This is a genomic window from Janthinobacterium fluminis (assembly GCF_028595325.1).
GTDB lineage: Bacteria > Pseudomonadota > Gammaproteobacteria > Burkholderiales > Burkholderiaceae_D > Janthinobacterium > Janthinobacterium fluminis.
The window spans coordinates 711,760-731,561 of the sequence record NZ_JAQQXR010000001.1 but is presented as its reverse complement, the minus strand read 5'-3'; the positions used below and the strand labels follow the sequence as shown (position 1 = coordinate 731,561).

The following is a 19,802-nucleotide window of genomic DNA, read 5'->3' as shown; positions in this document are numbered from 1 at the left end:
GAAAGCCGCCGGCCTGATGTTTTTGCAACAGTTACGCCGCTGTGTAGTCCCTGCACAAGGAGATGTCAACATGATATCAATCGTTCACACCGGGCTGGCCGTGGCCGCGCTATTCCTTTCCGCCGCCGCCCCAACGACCTCCGTGCACCTGGGCACGGAGGAGTTCGGGCTCAGTCCCAAGCAACTGGTCGTAGCCATCGACAAGGTGGAGTCCCTGATTTCAGCATGCATGCGCGAGCAGGGCTTCGAATACGTGGCGGCGGACTTCAACACCGTGCGCAGGGGCATGGCGTCCGACAAGAAGCTGCCCGGCATGAGCGAAAGAGAATTCATCGCAAAGTACGGATACGGCGTGTCGACCCTGTACACGGGGGAGCCGCCGCAGCTCGCCAAGGGCTACAGCCCCGGCAAGGAAGGATTGGGCGCGCGCAATGTCGACATCTACCGCAAGCTTTCGCCGCAGAGCCAGGTCGCCTACGACCGTGCCCTGTTCGGCGCAAACTCTGGAGCGACCTTCGCCGTGAGCCTGGAGATGGAAAACTTCGCCTTCACGGGCGGCTGCACGAAAAAAGCCGTCGAGCAAGTCTTCCAGCCGGATCAACTAAAGGACACTTACTACAATCCCAAGGACGCGCTCGTCAACAAAGACCCGCGCATGCAGGCCGTGCTGCGCAAATTCGCCGCTGAAATGCGCAAGGCCGGATACGACTATACCCACCCCGACAATGTCGAGCAAGATATCTACAAGCGGCTTGCGGCCCTGACCAGGGGCGGGGCGATTCCCGTGAGCCAGATGACGCCGGAACAGCGCGCGGCGCTCAAGCAGTTGCAGGCCTACGAGCTGCAGGTCGCCCAGAAAAGCGTGCAACTGAGCGAGGATCTGGTCGATCCCGTCAAGGACAAGATCGAGGAGGAGCTCTTCGGCCGCACGCCCCAGTGATCGCACGCGGCGCCGCCCGCGGGCGGCATGCGCCGCGGCGCTACACTCGCGCGCCCACACCATGGCCCTCAAACACTCCACCGCGCTCGCCGGCGTGCTGCTCGCCGCGGCCGTCGTCGCCATCGGCGCCTTTATCGCCGGCACGCGCATCGTCTCCCCCGCCGACACGGCGGCGCGCACGGCGCCGCCGCCACCCTCGCCCATCCTCGTTCCCATCGAACGCCGCGTGCTCAGCGCCAACATCGTGACGCGCGGCACGGCGCGCTTCGGGCTGCCGCAGAAAATCGCGCTGGCACCGTCCGCCCTCAAACCGGGCCCCGGCCTGATCGGCACCCTGCCCGCGCGCAATGCGGACGTGCGCGAAGGCGCGGTCCTGCTCACCGTCTCCGGCCGGCCGGTGTTCGTGCTGCGCGGCGCGCTGCCGGCCTACCGCGACCTCGCGCCCGGCCTGAGCGGCGACGACGTGCGCCAGCTCGAACAGGCATTGGCGCGGCTCGGCTTCCCGCCCGGCCCCGACGACGGCGCCTACGACCAGCGCACCGCCGAGGCCGTGGCGCGCTGGTATGCCGCCGGCAAATGGGCGCCCTTCGGCGCCACCCGCGAGCAGCTCGCGGCGCTGGCAGCGCTCAAGCGCGACATGGAGGACACGCTCAAGGCGCGGCTGGCGGCCGAGACGGCGCTGACGGCGGCGGCGCTGGCCGTCGACGCCGCGCTGGCCGGCGCGGAACTGGCCGTGCAGACGGCGGCCACGGATCTCGACGCGAAACGCGCCGCCGCGCGCCGCCTGGCCGCCGACAGCGGCCGGCCCATCGCGCTGGAGGTCGAGCGGGTCCGCGCCGCCTACGCAAACAGCGCCGCCAGCGCCGAGTACCAGGCGCAGATCGCCGAGCGCGCCCTGGTCGTGCTCGATCCGCGCCAGCCGGGCACGGCGCGCGCCGCGGCCGAGGCCAAGCTCGACCTGGCCCGCAACGCCACCCAAAAGACCCGCGTCGAAGGCGAGGCGGCCATCCTCGCCGCCGAACGCGACGCCCAGCTGGCGCGGGAACAGGCCGCGCTCGCCGACACGGCGCTGGCGTCGGCGCAGTTCGAGGCGCGCAAGTCGATCCAGGCCGCGCGCGACGCGCGCAAACTGGCCGAATTCGACGCCGCCGCGACCAGGCAACGCGCCGACCGCCTCGCCGCCGAGCTGCGGGCGGCCGAATACCGCAGCGGCGTGCAACTGCCCGGCGACGAAATCGTCTTCCTGCCGTCCCTGCCGGTGCGCGTGGCCGACCTCGCCGCGCCCGTCGGCGCCCCGGCGAGCGGCCCCATCCTGTCGGTCACCGACTACCAGCTCGCCGTCGACGGCGCGCTGCCCCTGCAAAGCGCCGCGCTGGTGAAAACTGGCATGGCCGTGGCCATCGACGAGCCCGACCTCGGCATCAGCGCCACAGGCGTCGTCGGCCAGGTCGCGGCCGAGCCGGGCACGCGCGGCGTCGACGGTTACCACGTCTATTTCGAGGTCCGCGTCACGGCGGCGCTCCCCAGGCTGGACGGCGTGTCGGTGCGCCTGACCATTCCCACCCAGACCACCAGGGGCGCCGTTCTCGCCGTGCCCACCAGCGCGCTCTGGCTGGCGGCCGACGGCAGCAGCCGCATTCAGATACAGGACAAGGGCGGCTTCCGCCCTGTGCTCGTCAAACCGGGGCTGGCGGCCGCCGGCTTCACGGAAATCACGCCGCTGAACGCCGCGCTGCAGGCGGGCCAACTGGTCGTCGTCGGCTACCAGACGGCCGCCGCCAAGGACGCGAAGTGACGCCGCCCGCGGCGCGCGTCCTCGAACTGCGCGGCATCTGCCGCGATTTCGGGCTGGAGCAGTCGGTGCCGGCCCTGAGCGACGTCAACCTTTCGCTCGACCGCGGCGACTGGCTGGCCATCACCGGCCCCTCGGGCTCCGGCAAATCCACGCTGCTCAACATCATCGGCTGCCTCGACCACCCGAGCTCGGGCAGTTACCTGATCGACGGCATCGACACGGCGCAGCTCTCCGACGCAATGCGGGCCGGGCTGCGCAGCCATTACATCGGCTTCGTCTTCCAGTCCTTCCACCTGCTGCCCTACCGCTCCGTGCTGGAAAACGTCATGCTGGCCGAGGTCTACGGCCACCATGCCCCGGCTGGCCGGCGCGAGCGCGCCCTCGACGCCATCGGCCGCGTGGGGCTGGCGCAACGCGCCGACTATTCGCCGATGCGCCTCTCGGGCGGCGAGCGGCAGCGCGTCGCCATCGCCCGCGCGCTGATGGCTGCGCCTAGCGTGCTCCTGTGCGACGAGCCGACCGGCAACCTCGACACCAAGGCCAGCAAGGCCATCCTCGACATCTTCGCCGACCTGAACCGCCACGACGGCCTGACGCTGATCGTCGTGACCCACGACGAGAACGTGGCCGGCAGGGCGATGCGGCGCGTCAGCATCGTCGACGGGAGGCTCAGCGAGGCGGCCGGCGCGCCCGCCCCGGCGCCGGCGCGCCCGCCGGCGCCCGCCGCCGGCCGGGACGTGCCGCCCTCCCGCATCAGCCTGCGCGACCTGGCCAACGAAGCGCTGGCCGGCATATTCTCCCGTCCGGGACGCATGGCGCTGACCGTGCTCGGCGTGGTCATCGGCCTGGCCGCGCTCGTGGCGACGGCCGGGCTGAGCCGCACCGCCGGCAACAGCGTCATCAGCAAATTCGACCGGCTCGCCGCGACCGAACTGTTCATCAGCGGCCGGCCCGGACAAACCACCGGCATCGTCGACCCGGCGGCGCTGCCCTGGGACGGGCCGGCACGCCTGCGGCGCCTGAACGGCGTCGTCGCCGCCGGCACGCTCAGCGACGTCGACGTCGGCGAGGCCATGGTCAGCGCCTCCCCGGTGCACGATCCGCGGCAGCAAAGCGCATTCAAACTGTCGGTCCGGGCCGCCTCACCGGAACTGTTCCCGGCGGTGCGCGCGACGCTGCGCGCCGGCCGCGCCCCGGACGCCGGCCACTCGGCGCGCGCCGACCGCGTGGCCGTGCTCGGGCCGGACGCGGCGGCGCGGCTCGGCATCACCGGCCTCGAACAACTGCCGGCCATCTTCGTCGGCGACCAACTCTATCTGGTGATCGGCCTGCTCGACAGCGTCGCCCGCAAGCCCGAATTACTGAGTTCCGTCATCATTCCCGAAGGAACCGCGCGGCACCTTTTCCGCCTCGCCGGCCCCGGCCTGATCGTCGTCGAAACGCGCATCGGCGCGGCCAAGTTGATCGCCGACCAGGCCCGCCTGGCGCTGCGCCCCGACGACCCGCGCGCACTGCGCGTCGAAGTGCCGCCCGAGCCGCGCCGCGCCCGCGACGAGGCGCAGAGCGACTTGAACATGATGTTCCTGATGCTGGGCGGACTCTCGCTCATCGTCGGCGCCATCGGCATCGCCAACATCATGCTGGTGGGCGTGATGGAGCGGACCGCCGAGATCGGCCTGCGCCGGGCGCTGGGCGCATCGCGCGCGCATATCACCGCGCAATTCCTGATGGAGAGCGCCTCGCTGGGCGCCCTCGGCGGCGTCATCGGCGCCAGCATCGGCGTACTGATCGTCGTCGGCGTCGCCGCCTACCAGACATGGACGCCGGTGCTCGACCCCGCCGCGCCCCTCCTCGCGCCGCTGGCCGGCGGCATTGTCGGATTGTTGTCGGGCACCTACCCGGCCCTGCGCGCCGCCCGCCTGGAGCCGGTGGAGGCGCTGCGGCACTGAGCGCGCGCCGCCACGGGGCGGCGCGGCAAAAAAACCTATCATCTGAGGAGGAATCCATGTCCGCCGAGAAGCTGCAAGCACACATCGCATTGGCCGGTATACGGCGTGGCGCGGCGCTGCTCCTGTGCGCGCTCCCACACATCCTGTGCCGGGCCGACGATGCGGACGCCATTGCGGAACTGAAACGCGCCGTCGCCAGCCTGCGCGAAGAAAACCGCGCGCTGACGCGCCGCCTCGACGCCCTCGCCGAGCAGCGCGCCGGCGGCCTCGATCAGCGCGTGCAGGAACTGGAGAGCGCGAAGATTGCGCAGGAAGATGCGGTCCGCGCCATCATCCGGGACAGCCTGTCAAAGGTCGGCCCGAAGATCAACGAGGCCGCCGCACTCGGCGGCACGCTCAGCGCCAGACTGGCGCGCGACAAAGACTTTTCGGGCGCCCGCAATAGCGCGCTGGGGCTCGGCTCCATCGACTTCGAGCTCGACATCAAGATGAGCGAATGGGCAAGCGGCCACATCAAGATCGACTATCTGAACGGCCAAGGCGCCGCGCCAATCCAGGGCAGCGCGGCGCCCCTCGACCGCCTCGCCGTCGACACCGGCTACATCACGCTCGGCAACCAGCAGAAATTCCCGCCGCTGCTGTCGATAGGCCGCATGGTGCTGCCTTTCGGCACCTCGACCGGCCATCCGGTGACCGACGCCCTTTCCGTCGGCAGCGCGCTGACCGTGGACGCCTTCGAAATGCGCCACAACGCCATCGGCCTCAACTTTGCGTTCCCGACGCCGCCGCTGCTGCCGCGCAGCCCGCCCGTAATCGCCCCGGCGGTCAAGCCCCAACTGTTCTATCCGATCGTCCGCGCCCTCGCCCACGGCATGGGTTACGCGCCGCCGCCGGCGCGCCCCGCCGCGCCAACGCCGCAGCCGGAAGAAACGCCGCCGCCGACATACAGCGCCGGCGTCTACGTCTATGAGGGACTCACTCCCGGCGGCAACTCGCGGCATTTCGGCGCCAGCCTGGGCTACCGCGCCAAAGGCCATTGCGGCCGCCCCTACGAAGAACTGCGCGGCATCGGCGTCTGCCCCTGGGCCGTCGATCTGGCCTTGAGCTACAACAGCTCCGTGTTCAACAGCCTGTTCCTGGGAAGCGAATACGCCGCCCACCTCGGCCAGATCGGCCGCGTGCCCGGCGTCGCGGCCAGCATCCGCTCGACCCTGGGACCGTTCGCCCTCGTCGGCGAATGGAATTCCGCGACCCGGCCCGCCCGCTTCCGCAACGACGCCGGCGCCCCGCTCGCCATCCGGCCCGCCGCCTGGCAGATTTCGCTGGGCTATCAACTGGGTTGGAACCCCTGGGTAAGGGAAATCGGCGCCCAGGGCAGCTACCTGTCAATCGGCTACTCGCGCAGCCGCGACCTCGCCGGCACGACAAGAATGCTCGACACCACGCCGACACGCTTCGGCTTCCTCCCCCGCCAACGCCTGCTGCTGACCTTCGGCGAATGGGTCGTCGACGGCGTTCGCTTCAGCATCGAATACTCCCGCGACTGGGACTATGCGCCCGACCAGGGCGGCAGCGGACGCACGGCCAGCGGGCTTGCCGCGATGCTCACCTATGCATGGTGACACGGCCCGGCATTGTCGTGAAGACCATTTCGTGGCAGCATGCCAGTTGCCTGACAAACATCACGATGCGACGCGCACACCGGACCACTATATGGGACCTTCCCAATTTTCAATTGAAAAACAACTTCCCCCGCCCCTGGGCCGCGCGGCGCCGGACGATGAAGCCCATTGGGAAACGGTGCGCGCCCAATTCCAGGTCGCCCCCGACTTCATCAATCTTGAAAACGGCTATTTTGGCGTGCAGGCACAGCCGGTATTCGACGCTTTCCTGCGCCACCAGCGGCAAGTGAATACGCAAACCTCCTACTTCATGCGCCAGCATTTCGCCGATCGCCACGCGGCCATCATGCACATGCTGGCCGCCTTGTGCGGCGTCAACGCGGACGAGCTGCTGATCACGCGCAACCTGGTCGAGGCCATGAACATCCTGATCCAGGGCTATCCGTGGCGCGCCGGCGACGAAGTGCTGCTCGCCAGCCACGACTACGACAGCGTCGTCGACACGCTGGAAATGGTCCGCCAGCGCAAGTCGATTTCGCTGGCGCGGGTCAGCATTCCGCTCGACCCGGACAGCGACGAACACATTGTCGGCATCTACGAGCAAGCGATACATGCCGGAACGCGGCTGCTGCTGCTCACGCACATGGTGCACCGCACGGGCCAGATCATGCCGGTGGCGAAAATTGCCGCCATGGCCAGACGGCACGGCGTCGACGTGATGGTGGACGCGGCCCACTCCTTCGCGCAAATACAGTACCGGATGCCGGACCTCGGCGCCGATTTCATTGCCGTCAACCTGCACAAATGGCTGGGCGCGCCGCTCGGCGTCGGCTTGCTGTACATCCGCAAGGCGCGCGTGGCGGACATCGCGCCGCTGTTCGGCGACCTGGCGCGGGACGCCGGCGACATCCGCAAGCTCGGCCACTTCGGCACGGTGCCGCCGGCGACTATCCTGAACATCGAAGACGCCATCCATTTCCACCACTGGGTAGGCGCGGCGAACAAGGAGGCGCGCCTGCGCTACCTGAAGGAATACTGGCTGACGAAAGTCCGCGCCATGCCGCACGTGACGGTGCTGACGCCGACGGCGCCGCATCGCTCCTGCGCGATCGCCGCATTCCAGGTCCAAGGCGTGCCGGCCCGGCGGGTGGCCGAACTGCTGATGTCGGAACACAAAATATTCACCGTCATGCGCGACATCGACGGCACGCAGGGCGTGCGGGTGACGCCGCATTTATTCACCACACCGGCCCAGCTGGACCTGCTGGTGGCGGCAATCGCCGGGCTGGCGGCCCGCCCGCATGGTACATTGATGACTACTTGACTCAGCTGCGCCCTTGGAAGGAGACAAGCTTGAGCATCATCACCATCTTCAACCAGAAGGGCGGTGTGGGCAAAACCACCACCGCCGTCAATCTCACCGCCGCGCTCGCCAGGCGCGGGCGCAATCCCTACTGCATCGACCTCGACCCGCAAGCCCAGTTCAGCGCGATCAGCGGCGTGCACGCGGCCGACGGCGACGCCACGGTGCTGTCGCTGTTCCAGCGCAACCGCCCGCTGCGCGAGCTGATCGTCAGCACCAACAACGGCGGCAGCATCATCCCCGCCCACCTCGAGCTGTCCAAGGTCGACACGCTGTTCGGCAAGGGGTATAACGTCGTCAACCGCCTGAACACGGCTTTGCGCGCCGAGCGCTTCGCCGACGAGGCTTACCCGGTGCTAATTGATTGCAGTCCGCTGATCGGGGTGCTGGTGCTGAACGCGATCTTCGCCAGCCACGGCGTGATTATTCCCGTGTCGGCAGATCATCTGTCGGCGCGGGCGGCGCTGCAAACGGAAAAAACCTTGAAGGCGCTGGAGGTGGTGTTGAAGCGCAGGGTGCCGCGGCGCTATCTGATGACGCGCTTCGACACGCGCCGGCGCATGGCCTGGGAAGTGCATCAGATGCTAGACGAGAAATGTGGCGCCGAAGTGTGCCGCACGCGCATTGCCGAGAATGTCAGCCTGGCCGAGAGTCCGGCGCACAGCATGACGGTGTTCCAGCACGCGCCCAGCAGCCGTGGCGCGCAGGATTACGATGCCTTGCTGGATGAATTGTTAGCCGATGGCTTTATCGTCTGAGCCGGCGTAAGGGCGGCGGCATCAGCTGTCCTTGGAAATCAAGGTCAAGATATCCTCCACCGATGTCGCCTGCCACAGCTTTTCGTCGGTGTTTTTGGTGACGCAGCGCATCACCGTGCAGAGGCGGTACATCTGCATCAGCTTGCGCTCGGCGTCGGCCTGGTCGCGCCCGGCAATCAGGATGCTGTCGATTTTCTGGCCGTAGCGCGTCTGTACCGAGAAATCAAATTTCAGCATGGGCTTCCCCTTCATCGTTGCTGACGCTTATTATGCGCCGAAATTGCTTTCATGCAAGCGTTGTCTCCCCGCAGCCGTAAAACCGTTTCCGCGACTCCTGTTATGATGCTTGGTCACTATCATCTTGCTACCGGAGTTCACCCATGAACGCGCTGATGTACGCCAATTTCGGCATTACCGACTTCTGGACTTTTTTATTCGGCACCATCTTTATCGTCCTGCTGCCGGGTCCGAATTCGATGTATGTGCTCAGCGTGGCGGCGCAGCGCGGGGTGCGCGAGGGCTATCGCGGCGCCTGCGGCGTCTTTTTGGGCGATTTCGTGCTGATGGTCTTGTCGGCCTGCGGTGTCGCTTCGCTGCTCAAGGCCAGCCCGATGCTGTTCTATCTGGTGAAATACATAGGCGCCGCCTACCTGGGCTGGATAGGCTTGCAGATGCTGCTGGGCTGCTGGCGTTCGCTGCGCGCCGGGCCTGAGGCCCGCGCGGCGGCCCCGCAAGAGCTGCGCGAAAGCAAGCCCTTCCGCAAGGCCCTGCTCATCAGCCTGATGAATCCGAAGGCGATCCTGTTCTTCATTTCCTTCTTTATTCAATTCGTCGACCCGCAATTCGCCACGCCGATGCTGTCGTTCGGCCTGCTGGGCATCGTCTGCGAGCTCATCAGCTTCACCTACCTGACGGCGCTCATCTTCATCGGCGTGCGGCTGGCTGCGGCGTTTCGCCGGCGCCGGCGCCTGTCGGCCGGCATGTCGGGCGGCGTAGGCGCGCTGTTTATCGGCTTCGGCGCAAAACTGGCCGCCGCCACGCTGTAGAGCGCGCTTTCGCGGGTCGGATCGGCGTCGCGCCATCCGACCGGGGTATTAAAACATGCGCGGCGTCAGCACTTTCACGTCTTCGCGCTGCACGGCCAGCCGGGACACATAGGCCTCGGGTTCCAGCCGCATCGCCGTCGCCAACATCCTCACGCGCAAAGCGACGTCGTCATCGACCCGCTTGCCTTCCTCGACGACGATATCCACCAGGGTGTCCAGCGCCAGCCCGTACTCGCCGGCGTCGAGAAACTCGCGCACCTCGGCAATTTCAGCCGCCGAGAAAATTTCCTCCAGCATGCGCAGTAGCGCGGTAAACATCGACTCGATTCTCTTGAAATCCGACATAATCTTTCCCTCTCAATTCTTCGGCGTATTGGTCGGGAATCCCGTGACCGTCCTGTCACTGGGCTCGACCACCACCGTGATATCAATGCCGTCGCGCGTGCCTTTGATGACGCTGCGGCCGCCGCGCCCCGGCGTGACGCTGGAGGCGGAATCGTTGGCCACGTCCAAAATGGCATTCAATATTTTTTCATCGCTCCAGGTTTGCGGAAACTCGCTCTTGCCCGGATGGCCGGTGCCATAACGATGTCCGCCGCCCGTGGCATCGCCATCGAGAATGTGCGTCTTGCCTACCTCGTCAATATAATAGCGTCCATAGACCACGGCTTTTGTATCCATTGTAGTGTAGCAGTCCCTTAAACAGGCATAAAGGTGAACCCTGGTTGCGCCTGGACTGTGAAACGCCGGGAAACCAGGACTCAGAATAATATCGACAGCCCGGCTCCGCCGCAACGATTTTATAAATATGCAATTATCGCATTCCAGCTATTTAGGGCGGAATACAATGCAAAAAAAGGCGCCCGCGGGCGCCCTTGCAACGGCAAGCGCGGCCAGGCCCGCGCCGCACCTTAGAACTGCTGGTTGTACGCCACGCCCAACAATTGCAGACGGGTTTTGTAGGTGCCAACGGTGGTTTCGCCGTTGCCGGTGCAATCGCGCATGATCGGCGAGCAGGCGTTGCTGTAGTTGATGTTCGCTTCCTTGAAGTGCAGGTAGCTATAAGCAAGGTCGATCGACGAGTTCGCGCTCAATTTCCAGTTCGCGCCCAGCGAGAACTGGTAGCGGTCGCTGTCCGGCAGCGCCGGGTGGGTCAGCTCCGGGCTGCGGGTTGGCGCCTGGTCGTAGGCGAAACCGCCGCGCAGCATGACCTTGTCGTTGTACTGGTAGTTGCCGCCAACGGAGACGCGCACCGTGTTTTTCCATTCCTGGCGGATGCGCTCAGCGCCTTCCGTCGTCGGCGGGAACTGGATGTCCAGGTTTTTCAGACGCGAGTTGCGGGTCCAGGTCACGTCCGCCATCGCCGCCCATTTCGAGTCGATCTGGTGGAACACGTTGGCCGACAGGGTTTCCGGCGTGCGCAGCTCGACCAGCGAACCCGAGTTCACCTTCAGCGAGGAGTCGGACAGGAATTTATTGACCGCCGCGTTGTTGCTGGCGTTCGAGAAATCCCAGATCGTGCTGCCCTTCAGCTTGTGGGAAATCGACGAACGGTAAGCCAGGCCGAAACGGGTGCCCTCGTCGAGCTGGAACAGATAACCGACGTTGAAGCCGAAGCCCCAGTCCTTGCCGTCCATCGAAGCATGGCCGTCGCCGTTGCCGTTCCTGCCGGCGCCAACCCCTTCCAAGGCGGTGCGGGCGGCCAGCATGGCAGCCATGCCCTGGGTCTTGGCGATGTTGGTGAGGAAGGCGGTGGAGCCGGCCGGCGCGAATTTACCCAGGAAGCGAACCGAAGTAGGCACATCGACGGCTTGCTCCAGATCCGCCTTCATGAATTCGGCGGTGACGCCGAAGCCGAAGGAATGATGTTTGTCGAGCTTGAACGAAACGGATGGGTTCAAGGCCACCGATTCCAGCTTGATGCTGGTCAGCGCATAGCGGCCGGACCAGGTGTTGCCGTAGTCCAGTTTCGCGCCGTAAGGCACGAACAAGCCGGCGCCGACGCTCCATTGATCATTGATTTTCTTGCTCGCGTACAGGGACGGGGCCACCACGGCGTTCGGCGCATAGTCTTTCGCCGCCGTGCCGTAGCTTGGGCCGCCGACGAAGCCCACTTTGGGGACGTTAAAGCGGCTTGAGCCCTTGTCCGTAAAAGTCGAGTGCGGAATAACAACGGTGGCGCCGCCGGTGAACTGGGTGCCTTCCAGGCGCGACATGCCGGCCGGGTTGTAGAAAATCGTCGATGCATCGTTCGCTTCGGCGGCGTTGGCGTCAGCCGTGCCTTGCGCGGAGATGCTTTGCGAGCCAAAACGATAGCCGGACGCCTGTGCCGTGGCGGACATGGCGCCGAGGGCGCCGGCAATGATCAGGGGCAGGTATTTAAGTTTCAAAATGAGTCTCTCTTTTTTATGTGGTGGCATGCGTTCGCCGGTCATTTCAACGGCCAGAACCGCACGCTCGATCCGCCCGGCGGAACGACGGCGCTCTGGAACTTGAAGCATACAACATTCCGTTCAAACGAGCGAGCGCTCGTTCTTTTATTTTGCAATGTTGGCAATTGCACAATATGACGCCAGCACCGGTTCCGGCAAGTCGATCAAGAACCGCTTGCGCATCAATTCCAGCATCTGCTCGGCCGGCACGGGCCGGGAAATCAGGTAACCCTGCACCTCGTTGCATTGCAGCGCACGCAGTATCTCCAATTGCTGCACCGTCTCCACGCCCTCCGCGACCACGCTCATGCCCAGCGCGTGCGCCATCGACAGGATGGCGCGGATGAACACCTCGCCCTGCTTGGACTTGCCCAGCTCCAGCGTGAAGGCGCGGTCGATCTTCAAGCCGTCCATGGCGAACTTCTGCAACTGCGACAGCGAGGAATAGCCCGTGCCGAAGTCGTCGACGAGCAGGCGCACGCCCTGGCTGCGGATCGCCGCCAGTTGCCCCAACGCATCGTTCTGGTCGCCCATCATCGCCGACTCGGTGATCTCCACCTCGATCCAGCGCCCCTCGATGCCGTAGCGGGCCAGGGCCACGGCCAGCACCCGGTCGACGTCGCCGCGGCCGAACTGGTGCGCCGAGACGTTGATCGACACGGGCAATAGCTCCAGCCCCAGCGACTTCCACTGCGCCAGTTGCTGGCACACCATGTCGATGACGCGCGCGCCCAGTTGCGCGATCAGGCCGCTGCTCTCGGCCACGGGAATGAATTCCAGCGGCGGCACCATGCCCTGCTGGGGGTGGATCCAGCGCACCAGCGCCTCCATGCTGCACATCTCGCCCGTCAGCGCGTCCACGCGCGGCTGGTAATACACGGTGAACTGGTCCTCCTCCAGCGCCGCCACCAGGTTTTGCTCGATGTCGCGGCGCTGGCGTATCACTTCAAACAGTTCCGGCTGGTAAAAGCGGTGGTGGCCCTTGCCGGCCACTTTCACCGCGTACATCGCGATGTCCGCGTTCTTCAGCAAGGTGGCCGGGTCGGCGCCGTCGCGCGGGTAGACGCTGATGCCGATCGAGGCGCCCATCTTGTGGCGCTCGCCGTCCAGCAGGAAGGGTTCTTCGACGGCCGCGGCGACGCGCTCGGCGACCCGGGCCACGCGGGCGTCGCTGTCGACCGGGTCGAGGATCACGACAAACTCGTCGCCGCCCAGACGCACCACGTGGTCGCCGGGGCGCAGCACCGACTTCAGCCGCAGCGCCGCCGCGCACAGCACCGCGTCGCCCTCGGCGTGGCCGCGGGTGTCGTTGACGGCCTTGAAGCCGTCCAGGTCGATGAACAGCAGCGCCAGCATGCTGTTGGCGGCGCCGGCCTGCCGCAGCGCCTCGGGCAGGAAGCGGCCCAGCCAGTGGCGGTTCGGCAAGCCCGTCAAACCATCCTCGTTGGCCACGCGCAGCAAGTCGGCCTCGTGCGACTTGCTGCGGCTGATATCCTGCAAGGTGACGGCCAGGCGGTCGCCGCTGCGCACGAGGCGCCGGCGTATCCAGCGCAAATTGAATGGATTGCTCTCGGGCAGCTCGATCTCGACATCCGAACAGCCCGTCTCCATGGCCTCCCGGTAAATGCCGATCAGCTCGGCGAAATACGGCTCCTGCGCGCGCGCCTGCAGGCGCAGCCCCAGCAACTGCTCGCGGCGCAGCCCGAAGAAATGCGCGCCCGGCTCGTTGCAATCGACCAGCTCGAAATCCTCGATCGTGCCGCAATGGTTGCGGATCGCCGCGACGATATAGAAACCGTCGCTGGTGCCCTCGGTCGCCATCCGGTAGGCGCTGCGCACGCCCTCGCTCTGGTGCTGGCGCCAGGCCAGGCGCACCGACAGCACGCTGGCGATGATGGTAAATAACAGCAGCAAGCCGCTGACGGCGCCGGCGATGACCATATAGATGGCCCGCGTCTCCTCGTAGGGGCGCAATACCTCGGACGCGGCCAGGCCGATCACGGCCGTAAACGGATACGCCTTCAAGGCTTGCCAGGCGACGAAACGGTTCTCGCGGTCGGCAAAGGTGCTGCGCCCGGCCGACAGCGCCACCCCGCTTTCGCCCTCGACGAAGGCCGTGTCGATGAAGGGCGTGCGGCTGACGGGCAGCACGGCCGCGCCGACGCGCGCGCTGAACACCTCGCCGTCATCGCTGAGCATCGCCGTCAAGCCGTGCTGGCCGAAATTGAAACTGTCATAGAACTGCGACAGATAGGCGGGATCGACGGCCACCACCACCACGCCGTCGAACTCGCCGTTGCGGTCCTCCAGCCGGCGCGTGAAATTAATCAGCGGCGCCGCGGCGGCTGGGCTGCGGCCCACGCCGATGCGCAAGGCGCTGGCATTGCTGCGCCAATGTTTGAGCACATACTCGGCGCTGCCGGACGGCAGGCGCTCGAACGGCACCGTGGCCGTCACCGGCCGGCCCTTGCGGTCGAGAATGGCGACCATGGCAAACTGCGGCGCCGTATACAAACCGTTCCTGCGCGACTCCTCCAGGCTCAGCGTCGCCTTCGAATGCTCCCAGTCGTACTTCAACTCCATCGTCATCTGGTCCATCTGCTCCAGCGTGCGCACCAGCGACTGCGCATACGCCCGCGACAGGGAGGCGGCGCTGGCCAGGGCATGCTTCTGCGCCACGGCCCTTTCCACATTCAATTGCAAGTGCGTGATCGCCCACAAGGACGCCAGCAGCGCCAGCCCGACCAGGGGCCAAACCAGAATCAAGCGCAAATTACTTCTTAAAAATGTAGATTTTGTCATTTCAATTGTTGTTTGCCTTCTCACACATGCTGAAATGACGGAAGCGACGACGTTGCGCATTTTAGTATGTTGCTGTACGGACACGGAAATTACCACAGACTGGCGGCCAAATGTGGCCGGCTCATGCGAATCCTTGAGAAATATGCGGAAAACACCTACCGGGGCCGGCCTACCGCGGCGGCGGCGCGCTGCGTTACAATCTCGGTCTGCCCGGCTGGCGCGCGAGCGCGCGCGGCCCCTGCCCCCGTCCGTTGGAGAAATACATGCAGCAATACCAAGAACTAATCAAAACCGTGCTCGACAGCGGCAGCTGGCAAGACAACCGCACCGGCGTGCGCACGCTCAGCGTGCCGGGCGCGATGATGCGCTTCGACATGAGGGATGGCTTCCCCGCCGTGACGACGAAAAAACTCGCCTTCAAATCCGTCGTCGGCGAACTGGTGGCCTTCCTGCGCGGCTCGCGCAACGCCGCCGAATTCCGCGCGCTCGGCTGCAAGGTGTGGGATCAGAACGCCAACGAAAACGCCCAATGGCTGGCCAACCCCTACCGCCAAGGCGAAGACGACCTGGGTCCCGTGTACGGCGTGCAATGGCGCGGCTGGCCGGCCTACAAACTGCTGGACGCCGGCCAAGCGCTGCAAATAGCCGACGCGGAAAAAAATGGCTTCCGCGTCGTCGCCCCCATCCAGGAAAACGGCGCCGCCAAAGTATTACTATACAAAGCCGTCGACCAACTGCGCGAATGCCTGGATACCATCATCCACAACCCGGGCAGCCGGCGCATCCTCTTCCACGGCTGGAACCCGGCCGACCTGGACGCCGTGGCGCTGCCGGCCTGCCACCTGCTCTACCAATTCATCCCCAACGCCAACACCCGCGAAATCTCCATGTGCCTCTACGTGCGCAGCAACGACATCGGCCTGGGCACACCGTTCAACCTGGCCGAAGGCGCGGCGCTGCTGCACCTGGTGGCACGCCTGACCGGCTACACACCGCGCTGGTTCACCTACTTCATCGGCGACGCCCACATCTACGAAAACCACATCGACATGGTGCGAGAACAACTGACACGCGCGCCCCACGCGGCGCCGCGCCTCATCATCTCCGAGCGCATCCCCGACCATGCCAAAACCGGCACATACCAACCGGAATGGCTGGAAAAAATCGAACCGAGCGACTTCAGCCTCGAAGGCTACCAACACCACCCGCCCCTCACCGCCCCGATGGCCGTCTAACTCCAAAACAACTTTGGGGTCAGGTCTAGACATGGCGGTTTTCTAAGAACAACTTTGGGGTCAGGTCTAGACATGGCGGTTTTTTGCGGCAAAAACCGCCATGTCTAGACCTGACCCCATTTGTTTTTTGGTGGCCCGGGTAAAATAACCGATAATGGCGTTGGCGTTTCCGCTTTACTTTTTCCGCTTTTTTATATGACTCAGCTCACTATCATTGTCGCCACCGACCCCGACGGCGGCATCGGTTTCATGAACACTATGCCTTGGCGTTTGCCGGAGGATTTGGCGCATTTTAGGCGTCTGACGACGGGTCACCCCGTTATCATGGGCCGTAAGACCTTCGATTCGATCGGTAAGCCGCTGCCGAACCGCCGGAATATCGTGATTACGCGTAACCCGGACTGGCGCGCGGACGGCGCCGAGGCCGTCGCTTCGCTGGCCGAGGCCGTCGCGCTGGTCGGCGACGCGCCCGCCTTCGTCATCGGCGGCGCGCAGATTTATGCGCAGGCGATGCCGCTCGTCGAGCGTATTGTCATGACGAAGATCGCCAAGCATTTCGATTGCGACGCGTTTTTCCCCCTGCCCGATGCAACGCTGTGGCAGGAAACCGAGCGCCTTTCCCACCATTCGGAGACGGCCGGGCTCGATTACGCTTTCGTCACTTTGCGCCGCGCAGGCGCGTCCGCCAATTAATCAGGGAGTAGATATTCATGTCTGGACACGGTTTTCACGTTCACGGCCCGCACGATCATGCGGTCGAGCATGCGGCCCACGGCAGCGATAAATTTTCCGGCAATATCGCGGTGATGACGGCGATTCTGGCCACCGTCGGCGCGATGTTCGGTTATCAGGGCGGCGCCACGCAGAACGATGCGGCGTTGTTCAAGAATAATGCCGCCATCGATAAGACGGAGGCGGCGAACCGCTGGAATTATTATCAGGCCAAGTCGAACAAGCAGAATCTGGCCGAGCTGGCGATGACTTTGCCCGGCGCCGACGCGGAGCGGTATAAGGCCGACGTGGCCCGCTATAAGACGGAAAAGGATGGCATCAAGAAGGATGCCGAGAAGTGGGAAGCTTCGTCGGCCGAGTGGAACCAGAAGTCCGATGCGGCGATGCATCAGCATCATCAGTGGGCGCTGGCCACGACGGCCGAGCAGATCGCCATTTCGCTGGCCGCCATCACCTTGCTGACGCATAAGAAGTGGTTGCAGTACACTGCCTACGGCGTGGCCGCGGCCGGCATCGGCCTGGGCGCCTTCGCCTGGCTGCATGTGGACCCGATCGGCGCCCTGGCCTTGAAGCTGGGGATGGGCGCGGCCGGGCACTAGCGTCCCCGGATCGGCGCCAGGCGCCGCCCGCTTGCCCTTGTTGCTAATTTTTTCACCGGATTCCCGCCATTTCTGCGAGAATCCGGTTTTTATTTTTTTCGGCGCATTTGCGGCGAGCTGCCAGTCCCGGCCTTGTGCCCCCGGATTGGCTTTTCCCTTTGGAGAAGACTTCCATGAAATTCCGTTTCCCCATCGTCATCATTGACGAGGATTTCCGTTCAGAAAATACGTCCGGCCTGGGCATCCGCGCCCTCGCCGCCGCGATGGAAAAAGAAGGCATGGAAGTGCTGGGCGTGACCAGCTACGGCGATTTGTCGCAGTTCGCGCAGCAGCAGTCGCGCGCCTCGGCCTTCGTGCTGTCGATCGACGACGAGGAATTCGGCGGCGGCTCCATCGAGGAAACGGACCACGCGCTGAAGTCGCTGCGCGCCTTCGTCGAGGAAATCCGCTACAAGAACGCCGACATCCCCATCTATCTGTACGGAGAAACCCGCACCTCGCGCCACATCCCCAACGATATCCTGCGCGAGTTGCATGGCTTCATCCACATGTTCGAGGACACGCCGGAATTCGTCGCCCGCCACATCATCCGCGAAGCGAAATCCTATCTGGACGGCCTGTCACCGCCGTTTTTCCGCGCGCTGGTGCATTACGCCAACGACGGCTCGTATTCCTGGCACTGCCCCGGCCACTCCGGCGGCGTGGCCTTCCTGAAGTCGCCGATCGGCCAGATGTTCCACCAGTTCTTCGGTGAAAACATGCTGCGCGCCGACGTCTGCAACGCCGTCGAGGAGCTCGGCCAGTTGCTCGACCACACCGGCCCCGTCGCCGCGTCCGAGCGCAACGCCGCGCGCATCTTCAACGCCGACCATTGCTATTTCGTCACCAACGGCACCTCGACCTCGAACAAGATGGTCTGGCATTCGACGGTCGCGCCCGGCGACATCGTCGTCGTCGACCGCAATTGCCACAAGTCCATCCTGCACTCGATCATCATGTGCGGCGCGATTCCCGTGTTCCTGATGCCGACCCGCAACCACCTGGGCATCATCGGCCCCATTCCGCTGGAAGAGTTCACGCCGGAAAGCATCGCCCGCAAGATCGAGGCCAACCCCTTCGCCCGCGAGGCCGCCAACAAGAAGCCGCGCATCCTGACGATCACCCAGTCGACCTACGACGGCGTGATCTACAACGTCGAGACGCTGCGCGAAATGTTGGACGGCAAGATCGACACCCTGCATTTCGACGAGGCGTGGCTGCCGCACGCGACCTTCCACGATTTCTACAAAGACATGCACGCGATCGGCAAGGACCGCCCGCGCGCCAAGGAGTCGATGATCTTCTCGACCCAGTCGACGCACAAATTGCTCGCCGGCCTGTCGCAGGCTTCGCAAATCCTCGTGCGCGAGTCGGAGAAGGTCAAGCTGGACCAGGACGCCTTCAATGAAGCCTATCTGATGCACACCTCGACGTCGCCGCAGTACTCGATCATCGCCTCGTGCGACGTCGCCGCGGCCATGATGGAGGCGCCGGGCGGCACCGCGCTGGTCGAGGAGTCGATCATCGAGGCGCTCGACTTCCGCCGCGCCATGAAGAAGATCGACCAGGAGTGGGGCCAGGACTGGTGGTTCCAGGTCTGGGGGCCGGACACCTTCGCCGAGGAAGGCATAGGCGCGCGCGAGGACTGGATGATACGCGCCGAGGACGACTGGCACGGTTTCGGCAATCTGGCCGAAGGCTTCAACATGCTCGACCCGATCAAGGCGACCATCGTCAATCCGGGCCTGTCGCTGGACGGCAAGTTCGGCGACACCGGCATTCCCGCGTCCATCGTCACCAAGTACCTGGCCGAGCACGGCGTCATCATTGAAAAATGCGGCCTGTATTCCTTCTTCATCATGTTCACGATCGGCATCACCAAGGGCCGCTGGAACACGCTGCTGACGGCGCTGCAACAGTTCAAGGACGACTACGACAAGAACCAGCCGATGTGGCGCATCCTGCCGGAATTCGCGGCCGCCAATCCGCGCTACGAGAAAATGGGCTTGCGCGACCTGTGCCAGCAGATCCACGACTTCTACAAAGCCTACGACGTGGCGCGCCTGACGACGGAGATGTACCTGTCGGACATGATCCCGGCGATGAAGCCCTCGGACGCCTTCGCCAAGATGGCGCACCGCGAAATCGACCGCGTGCCTATCGACGAGCTGGAAGGCCGCATCACGTCCATCCTGCTGACGCCGTATCCGCCGGGCATTCCGCTGCTGATTCCGGGCGAGCGCTTCAACAAGACCATCGTCGACTACCTGCGCTTCGCGCGCGACTTCAACGAGCGCTTCCCCGGCTTCGAGACGGACGTGCACGGCCTCGTCAAGCGCGAAGTCGACGGCAAGCGCGACTACTTCGTCGACTGCGTGCGCCTGTAAGACCGGCGCGCCGCCGGCTGCCCGCCAGCCGGCGCCGGCTGGCGGGCGCAACTGCCGCCCGCCGGCTCCCCTCCCCCGCCCGATTGGCGCACATCAAGCGCGC

16 protein-coding genes are annotated in these 19,802 nt (G+C 65.1%); 11 read left to right on the top strand and 5 right to left on the bottom strand.

Annotated elements, in window-relative coordinates; all coding sequences use genetic code 11:
* Positions 1–70: 70 nt before the first annotated feature.
* From OIK44_RS03335 to OIK44_RS03310, 6 genes are all read left to right on the top strand, one after another.
* Complete coding sequence (locus OIK44_RS03335) at positions 71–940, top strand: hypothetical protein (RefSeq protein ID WP_273669256.1); 870 nt, start codon at positions 71–73, stop codon at positions 938–940.
* A 61-nt stretch (positions 941–1,001) separates the two neighbouring features.
* Positions 1,002–2,735: a peptidoglycan-binding domain-containing protein gene (locus tag OIK44_RS03330; protein ID WP_273669255.1), complete on the top strand. Its 1,734-nt coding sequence runs from the start codon at positions 1,002–1,004 to the stop codon at positions 2,733–2,735.
* Positions 2,732–4,684 (top strand): ABC transporter ATP-binding protein/permease, encoded by a 1,953-nt coding sequence (locus tag OIK44_RS03325; protein ID WP_273669254.1) that lies wholly within the window; start codon positions 2,732–2,734, stop codon positions 4,682–4,684. Before OIK44_RS03330 ends, OIK44_RS03325 begins: the two co-directional genes overlap by 4 nt.
* A 56-nt stretch (positions 4,685–4,740) precedes the next feature.
* Positions 4,741–6,306 (top strand): hypothetical protein, encoded by a 1,566-nt coding sequence (locus tag OIK44_RS03320; protein ID WP_273669253.1) that lies wholly within the window; start codon positions 4,741–4,743, stop codon positions 6,304–6,306.
* A gap of 91 nt (positions 6,307–6,397) precedes the next feature.
* Entirely contained in the window at positions 6,398–7,630 is a 1,233-nt protein-coding gene (locus tag OIK44_RS03315; RefSeq protein WP_273669252.1) for an aminotransferase class V-fold PLP-dependent enzyme, read from the top strand.
* A gap of 29 nt (positions 7,631–7,659) precedes the next feature.
* Positions 7,660–8,427, top strand: a complete 768-nt coding sequence (locus OIK44_RS03310; protein WP_273669251.1) for a ParA family protein — start codon at positions 7,660–7,662, stop codon at positions 8,425–8,427.
* A 21-nt stretch (positions 8,428–8,448) separates the two neighbouring features.
* On the opposite strand, the gene OIK44_RS03305 is transcribed toward OIK44_RS03310, so the two are convergent.
* Positions 8,449–8,664, bottom strand: a complete 216-nt coding sequence (locus tag OIK44_RS03305; RefSeq protein WP_273669250.1) for a hypothetical protein — start codon at positions 8,662–8,664, stop codon at positions 8,449–8,451.
* A 143-nt stretch (positions 8,665–8,807) separates the two neighbouring features.
* On the opposite strand from OIK44_RS03305, the gene leuE reads away from it, so the two are divergent.
* Complete coding sequence (gene leuE / locus OIK44_RS03300; protein WP_273669249.1) at positions 8,808–9,473, top strand: leucine efflux protein LeuE; 666 nt, start codon at positions 8,808–8,810, stop codon at positions 9,471–9,473.
* Positions 9,474–9,521: 48 nt separating this feature from the next.
* On the opposite strand, the gene OIK44_RS03295 is transcribed toward leuE, so the two are convergent.
* From OIK44_RS03295 to OIK44_RS03280, 4 genes are all read right to left on the bottom strand, one after another.
* Positions 9,522–9,818 (bottom strand): MafI family immunity protein, encoded by a 297-nt coding sequence (locus tag OIK44_RS03295; protein WP_273669247.1) that lies wholly within the window; start codon positions 9,816–9,818, stop codon positions 9,522–9,524.
* Between the two features lie 12 nt (positions 9,819–9,830).
* Positions 9,831–10,154 (bottom strand): EndoU domain-containing protein, encoded by a 324-nt coding sequence (locus OIK44_RS03290; protein WP_273669246.1) that lies wholly within the window; start codon positions 10,152–10,154, stop codon positions 9,831–9,833.
* Positions 10,155–10,384: 230 nt separating this feature from the next.
* Positions 10,385–11,863 carry an OmpP1/FadL family transporter gene (locus OIK44_RS03285; protein WP_273669245.1) on the bottom strand — a complete coding sequence of 493 codons (1,479 nt, stop codon included), beginning with the start codon at positions 11,861–11,863 and terminating at the stop codon, positions 10,385–10,387.
* A gap of 147 nt (positions 11,864–12,010) precedes the next feature.
* Entirely contained in the window at positions 12,011–14,671 is a 2,661-nt protein-coding gene (locus OIK44_RS03280) for a bifunctional diguanylate cyclase/phosphodiesterase (protein WP_273669244.1), read from the bottom strand.
* A 299-nt stretch (positions 14,672–14,970) separates the two neighbouring features.
* Between OIK44_RS03280 and OIK44_RS03275 the strand changes: the two genes are divergently transcribed.
* From OIK44_RS03275 to OIK44_RS03260, 4 genes are all read left to right on the top strand, one after another.
* Positions 14,971–15,942 (top strand): thymidylate synthase, encoded by a 972-nt coding sequence (locus OIK44_RS03275; protein WP_273669243.1) that lies wholly within the window; start codon positions 14,971–14,973, stop codon positions 15,940–15,942.
* Between the two features lie 195 nt (positions 15,943–16,137).
* The gene (locus OIK44_RS03270; RefSeq protein ID WP_273669242.1) at positions 16,138–16,635 is read left to right on the top strand and encodes a dihydrofolate reductase; all 498 of its coding nucleotides are present in this window, start codon (positions 16,138–16,140) and stop codon (positions 16,633–16,635) included.
* A gap of 17 nt (positions 16,636–16,652) precedes the next feature.
* Entirely contained in the window at positions 16,653–17,273 is a 621-nt protein-coding gene (locus OIK44_RS03265) for a DUF4337 domain-containing protein (protein WP_273669241.1), read from the top strand.
* 173 nt (positions 17,274–17,446) lie between these two features.
* Entirely contained in the window at positions 17,447–19,699 is a 2,253-nt protein-coding gene (locus OIK44_RS03260; RefSeq protein WP_273669240.1) for an arginine/lysine/ornithine decarboxylase, read from the top strand.
* Positions 19,700–19,802: the final 103 nt, after the last annotated feature.